The following is a 6,384-nucleotide window of genomic DNA, read 5'->3' on the forward strand; positions in this document are numbered from 1 at the left end:
TTATGTAGGACATAAGGCTTTTGGTTTATGCCAGTTTTATGCCAGTTTATGCCTTATGTCAGAAGTGTTTTTCGCTGTAATCTATGCCAGGAACCGGACTTGAACCGGTGACACGAGGATTTTCAGTCCTCTGCTCTACCAACTGAGCTATCCCGGCTGGGGCTTTTGTGAGCCACGATTAATCAATGTAGCAAACATCTAAAGATATAGCAAGTCTTTGGAGAAAAATAGTTATGCAGCTTTCAAACTGAACTTAAACCAGATGAAAACGGCTACAAATAGGAGAAACTGGACAAGAACAATACTTGGCCCAGAAGCAAGGTTGAAAATACCTGAGACAACGATCCCAGCAATGCTGCTGATGGAACCAACGATCACCGACATGACTAGAAAGCGGGTGAAGTGGTGACTCATCAGTTTGGCGGTAGAGGCGGGAATGACCAAAAAGGCATTCACTAGTAAAACACCGACGGCTTTAATCGCGACAGCAACGGCGAGTGAAAGCAAGACCACAAAAGCGTAGCGATACAATTGGACGGGAACGCCTTGAACTTGAGCTACATCGGGGTTAAGGGTCAATAAAATTTGCTGTCGCAGAGTTGATAGTAAAAATATGCTACCTCCCACAAGAACTAGCAGCGTCAAAATCAAATCTGTGGTGTCGATCGCTAGAATATCCCCGAACAGTACAGCCATCAAATTGCCACGATATCCTTTAATTAGGCTCGTGAGAATTAAACCGATCGCTAATGCCCCAGATAGCACGATGCTAAGTACGCTATCGCTAGCTAAGTCGGTTTTGTCGATGAAGTAGAGGACAATAACCCCAAAAACTAAGGTAAAAGGTAATAGCATCCAAGTAGGATTTATTTGTAGCAGCACACCTAATGCCACACCTACCAATGCCGCATGACCAACCGCATGGCTGAAAAATGACAACTGGCGCAAGGTGACAAAACAACCCAACATCCCGCCAAGTATTCCCATCAAGGCAGCACCCATAAACGCACGCTGTATCGAGGCAAGTTGTAACAACTCTAGCAAGTCATTACTACTAGCGATCGCAAGCCTTGTTATCTGACAATCATTGAAGAAATTTATAATTACTGGCATTTTTTATTCTTTAATTACGAATTACGAATTACGAATTACAAATTCTTTTAATGTTGGTGCTGGTAGCGACTGAAACCTGGGCCGTAGGTTGCTAACAGGTTTTGCGGTGAAAGGGCAATTTCTGGCTTACCAGTACAGACAATACTTTGGTTCAGGCAAAGCACGCGATCGCAATGCCGATTTACCATATCAATATCGTGAGAAACTTGTAATACTGTCCAACCTTCTTCTCGCTTTAATTCATTTAGCAAAGCGTAAAAATCTGCTGCACCTTGCACATCAACACCAGCAAAAGCTTCATCTAGTACCAAGAGTTTCCGAGGCATTACCAAACAATAAGCCAATAAAACCCGCTTCAGTTGACCGCCGCTAAGAGTACCAATAGCTTGACGCTGTAAATGATAAGCATCAGTTCGCCGTAAAGCTTCTGTTACTGCTGCCGATTTTTCTCGGTCTTCTTTCCACAGCTTGGAGAAAAATGAATTCTTTCTTTTCCCTTCCTTAGTCCATCCCAGTCCGACTAATTCGCTGACAGAAATAGGAAAGCTCCGGTCAAAAATGAAGTTTTGCGGCATATAGCCCAACGTGTGGCGTAAATACCCCAATCTGGAAATTGGACGACCCAAGATTTCAATCGTCCCAGCACTTCGAGGTATCAAATCTAAAACCGCTTTTACCAGGGTACTTTTACCAGCACCATTGGGGCCAACAATGGCTGTATCTGTTCCTGGGAATAATTCAAAGGAAACATCTCGAACAGCTAGATAGTTGCCTTGATAGACAGTTAATCCTTCTACTTTCAAAATAGGAATGTCATTAGTCATTGGTCACTTGTACTGAGCGTAGTCGAAGTATTGGTCATTGGTCACTTGTACTGAGTTTCGACTGCGCTCAACTACCACGTAGTCGTTGACGTAGCCTCTCGTAGAGAAGTATTGGTCATTGGTCATTGGTCATTTGCAAAGGACAAAAGACAACTGACAAATGACAAATCTATTTACACGATGTTTCCAGAGTTTGCAAATTCGCTTTCATTGCCTTGAAATAATGCTGTGGATCTATTTCGCCAGTTTCTAGAGAATCCAGAGTACGCAAATTTAATTTCAAGTCTTTAGAGAGGCTGTTTAGCAATTTATTATCTACTCCTGGTTCGCTAAATAAAGCTTTAACTTTGTATTTTTTCACAGCGCTGACGGCATTTTGGACATCTGTTGGTGAAAGTTGATCTTCGGGAATTTGCACCACTGCAACTTGCTTGAGATTATAGCGTTTAGCTAAATATGGAAACGCATCATGAAAGGTAATAAAGGTGCAACTGGGATTTTTCTGCAAAGTCTGCTGAAATTCACTGTTTAAACTTTCTAATTCTTTAATATAAGCTGTAGCATTTGCTTCGTAAGTAGCTTTATTCCTCGAATCGGCAGCAATTAATCCATCTCGAATATTTGTTATCTGCTGTTTTGCTAAAACTGGATCTAACCAAACGTGCGGATTACCCTGACTATGTTCGTGGTCTTTTTCATCTGGCGTCGTTTTGACAACAGGTGAAATTTCATTTAAGGGTTTAATACCAATACTTGCATCAATTTCAGTTAATTTGGGATTTTGGGCATTTTTGACAGTACCTTCCAGAAATTCCTCCAAGCCTAAACCATTTTTCACTAACACCTTAGCAGTAGCGATCGCTTTGATATTTCCTGGTGTCGCTTGGTATTCATGTACCTCTGTACCAGGTGGCACTAGAATTTCTACATCTGCCACATCCCCTGCTACTGCCTTAGTAAACAAATATATCGGCAAAAATGTCGCTACTACTTTAGTTTTTCCCGACTGTGCCTGTGGGGTAGAAGCAGCTTCTTGTGCTTGCGGCGACTGTTCGGAAGTTTTTCCCTGATTTGGATTCGATTGGCTACACCCAGTAGCCATCGACAACATTAGCAGAGCAATTATGGGCAAGATGCCACTTCTTTGCCTACCTGTTCTAATTTCTCTGCAATTCACTATCACGATATTTTTCCTCAAAACGGATGCTTGCTCCACCTCTGTCATCATCGCTATTGACAATGGGAAGTATTCTAAATTTTATACTATAATAATTCTCATTCTCATTTAAGTACATAATATCATTCTGGGTTTGCTGTGTAATGAGTAACAACAAAATTTTTTCAGACGGTACAGCCCTCTGCAATTTAGTTTTCCCTAAATAATTAGGATTTCTTGACTTTTTTTGTTAAAAAGGTTGCTTACTTCTGATAAGATTGCTGACAAATATTCTCATAAAATACCCGTTAAAAAAAACGTGGTTTGGGTGTGAATTGGAGATTAGTGTGAGGAGAAAAATGCAAAAATTCTGGAAATATCTGTTAGTTAGTCCAGCAGTCTGTGGTGTCATGCTGTTTGTTAATACTGCTACATTTGCAGGTGAAACATCGGGTAATTATGAAATCAATCAACCGCAAGTTTTGGCTAATCCAGACACGAAAGATCAGAACATCGGGCAAGTTACCTCCGTATCTCAATTTTCTGATGTACAACCTACTGACTGGGCATTCCAAGCATTGCAGTCCTTAGTTGAGCGTTATGGCTGTATTGCAGGATACCCAAATAGCACTTATCGGGGTAATCGGGCATTAACACGATATGAGTTTGCTGCTGGTTTGAATGCTTGTCTCGATCGCGTTAACGAACTTATTGCTACAGCCACTGGCGATTTAGTTAGTAAACAAGATTTAGCCACATTACAAAAGTTGCAAGAAGATTTTTCCGCAGAACTGGCGACACTCCGAGGTCGTGTGGATGCAGTAGAAGCGCGAACTGCTGAATTGGAGGCGAATCAGTTCTCAACTACAACTAAACTGCAAGGACAAGTTGTTGCAGTTGTCAGCGATGTGTTGTCAGGAAATACAGTCAACGGTGCAGAAATTACAGATGAGAATACAACTTTAGGGGTACGGGCACGTATAGAATTAGTAACCAGTTTCACAGGGAAAGATACGCTGTTCACCAGAATCCAGGCTAATAATATTCTCAGCCCTAATATTGGTACGCCAGAAGGTAACTTATTTTTTGCTGGCGAGGATGGTACTACCGATGCTGCGATAGATGCATTGTTCTACAAATTTCCCTTGGGTGAAAAAACAGAGGTTGTCGCTATTGCTAATGCTGGTGCAGCAGACGACCTTACCAGCACTGTCAATCTTTTTGATGGTGATGGCGCTTTTGGTGCTTTGTCTACCTTTGGTACGCGTAACCCAATTTATAACCAAATAAATGGTGCGGGGTTGGGGGTAACATATGATTTCAGCGAAAAATTGGCATTAAGTCTAGGGTATTTGAGTGGTACAGCTAATAACCCTACACTCAATAATGGTTTGTTCAATGGTTCTTATGGTGCGTTGGCACAGTTGACAGTTAAACCAAGCGATCGCATTTCTATCGGTTTAACTTACATCAATTCCTACAATCAACCACTACTCACAGGTAGTAATGCTGCCACTTTCCAGGATATAGCAGCTATCCAGGGTTTACCAGAAGATCAAGTAGGATTTTCCAGTAATTCTTATGGCGTCCAAGCATCCATTGGCATCACTGATAATATCGTCTTGGGTGGTTGGGCTGGATACACCAACAGCCAAAGTTTGAGAGGAACCCGTGGAGACGTTGATATTTGGAACTATGCTGTCACCTTGGGCTTCCCTGACCTCGGTAAAAAAGGTAACTTAGCAGGTATCATCGCTGGTGTGGAGCCTAAATTAACAAGTTCTGACATTGCAGGGTTGGATAGCGATCCTGATACATCCTATCATCTTGAGGCTTTCTACCAGTATAAGCTGAGTGACAATATCACCATTACTCCTGGAGTCATCTGGTTAACATCTCCAGATCATAACGACACTAATGATGATGTTGTTATTGGTGCATTGAGAACCACATTCAGTTTCTAATTTTTTAAAATCTTAAAAGAAGACGCAAAGGATAAATTTGCGTCTTCTTTTTGTCTAAAGGTTGCTAGATATGAATTTGCTCAACTGAACATCCACGCAGCCTGAAAAAAGTCGCGTTCACAAAACATCGCATAACGATAAGTTGAATGCACAACAGAGTTGGTAGCGGCATAATTGTCAACTAAACTTTCTAATTGTTGTGTTAGTGGTTGAAAATCTGCGCTGCTATAAGTACGAATCCAGTCTGCATATTGATGATCGGGAATACCGTTACAAGCCAATTTTTCTCCTAAAAAGGCATACAAACGCATACAAGGAGACATTGCCGCCGCAGTCAAACCTACATCTTTGCTCCAAGCAGTTGCTAACAAAAAATCAGTATAGCGGCGGGTGGCAGATGCCGGTTCTACAGCATACAAATTGACTCCCCACTCAGAAGCATAACTACTATGCAGCCGCAGTTCTTCTAAAACTCCACTAGCTAAATTATGAAATGTGGTGAAACCTAACCAGTCTGGTGCTTTAGCTGCGGCGATACTGTAGGCACGGGCAAAAGCTTCTAAGAAAAAAGCATCTTGCCCTACGTAGTAAGCAAATTTAGCTTGCTCAAGAGTACCATCGCCAATACCTTGAACGAAAGGATGCTCTAAGCAAGCTTGGGCTAAGTCTTGATTTGCTGCCCATAATTGGTTAGATAAGTCATTTGTCATTTGTCATTTGTCATTTGTTAACTGTTAAGCTAATCGTCATTCATTTTTCCAGAATAATTCGCTTGTAGTAAGGGCTTCAGCCCTACCTTCATGCAACTTAAATGCCGATTAGCTTATTATCTCCTTTAAAAAGGGAAGAACTGGAGCAAGACTGAGCCAATACTTCCCAAAAAGTCAACGAAGTTGGGCTTACCAGTACTTACCTTCTCATTAACGGGTGTTTGCAGTTCTTTTATAAAAGTTTGGGCTGTTAGGGTTCCAGTGCTGTTGTTTTGGGATGTAAATAATTTTTGTGCAACTTGAGCATCTTGGAACGCACCTTGTCTATCTAGTACTTGGTAACGGGCGACACCACGAGCGAGATAAGCATCCGCATATTCTGGTTTAATTGCGATCGCTTGATTAAAATAACTAATTGCTTGCTGTTGGTTGCCTTTTTGCCCTTCTGCTACACCCAAAGCATAAAATTCTGCTGGTGAAGCAATTTGTGATGGTATCGCAACTGCACCTTGAAAGTTAGTCCCATTCAAGTAAGCACCAGTTAATTGTGCATTTGCTAAATAAGTGTTTCTCAAATCAGCACCCGTCAAATTTGCCCCATTAAATTTCTGTCTCTT

General features: G+C 41.5%; 6 protein-coding genes and 1 tRNA gene. 1 reads left to right on the top strand and 6 read right to left on the bottom strand.

All coding sequences use genetic code 11. The annotated features are described in order from the left end of the window. Positions 1-84: 84 nt before the first annotated feature. From IQ229_RS08835 to IQ229_RS08850, 4 genes are all read right to left on the bottom strand, one after another. Positions 85-157, bottom strand: a tRNA-Phe gene (locus IQ229_RS08835). A 74-nt stretch (positions 158-231) separates the two neighbouring features. Continuing rightward, the gene (locus IQ229_RS08840; protein ID WP_194042978.1) at positions 232-1,113 is read right to left on the bottom strand and encodes a metal ABC transporter permease; all 882 of its coding nucleotides are present in this window, start codon (positions 1,111-1,113) and stop codon (positions 232-234) included. A gap of 47 nt (positions 1,114-1,160) precedes the next feature. Beyond that, positions 1,161-1,937, bottom strand: a complete 777-nt coding sequence (locus IQ229_RS08845; RefSeq protein ID WP_194042980.1) for a metal ABC transporter ATP-binding protein — start codon at positions 1,935-1,937, stop codon at positions 1,161-1,163. 169 nt (positions 1,938-2,106) lie between these two features. Further along, entirely contained in the window at positions 2,107-3,048 is a 942-nt protein-coding gene (locus IQ229_RS08850) for a metal ABC transporter substrate-binding protein (protein ID WP_228013317.1), read from the bottom strand. Between the two features lie 404 nt (positions 3,049-3,452). Here IQ229_RS08850 and IQ229_RS08855 point away from each other — a divergent pair, with 404 nt between their 5' ends. Beyond that, positions 3,453-5,057: an iron uptake porin gene (locus tag IQ229_RS08855; RefSeq protein ID WP_194042982.1), complete on the top strand. Its 1,605-nt coding sequence runs from the start codon at positions 3,453-3,455 to the stop codon at positions 5,055-5,057. An 80-nt stretch (positions 5,058-5,137) separates the two neighbouring features. Here the strand turns inward: IQ229_RS08855 and IQ229_RS08860 are convergent, their stop codons facing one another. Next, the gene (locus tag IQ229_RS08860; protein WP_194042984.1) at positions 5,138-5,767 is read right to left on the bottom strand and encodes a TenA family protein; all 630 of its coding nucleotides are present in this window, start codon (positions 5,765-5,767) and stop codon (positions 5,138-5,140) included. A 125-nt stretch (positions 5,768-5,892) separates the two neighbouring features. Next, on the bottom strand, positions 5,893-6,384 hold a 492-nt coding region (locus tag IQ229_RS08865), incomplete at its 5' end, for a pentapeptide repeat-containing protein (RefSeq protein ID WP_194042986.1).

The sequence above is a fragment of the Nostoc cf. edaphicum LEGE 07299 genome, from assembly GCF_015207245.1.
Classification (GTDB): Bacteria; Cyanobacteriota; Cyanobacteriia; order Cyanobacteriales; family Nostocaceae; genus Nostoc; species Nostoc edaphicum_B.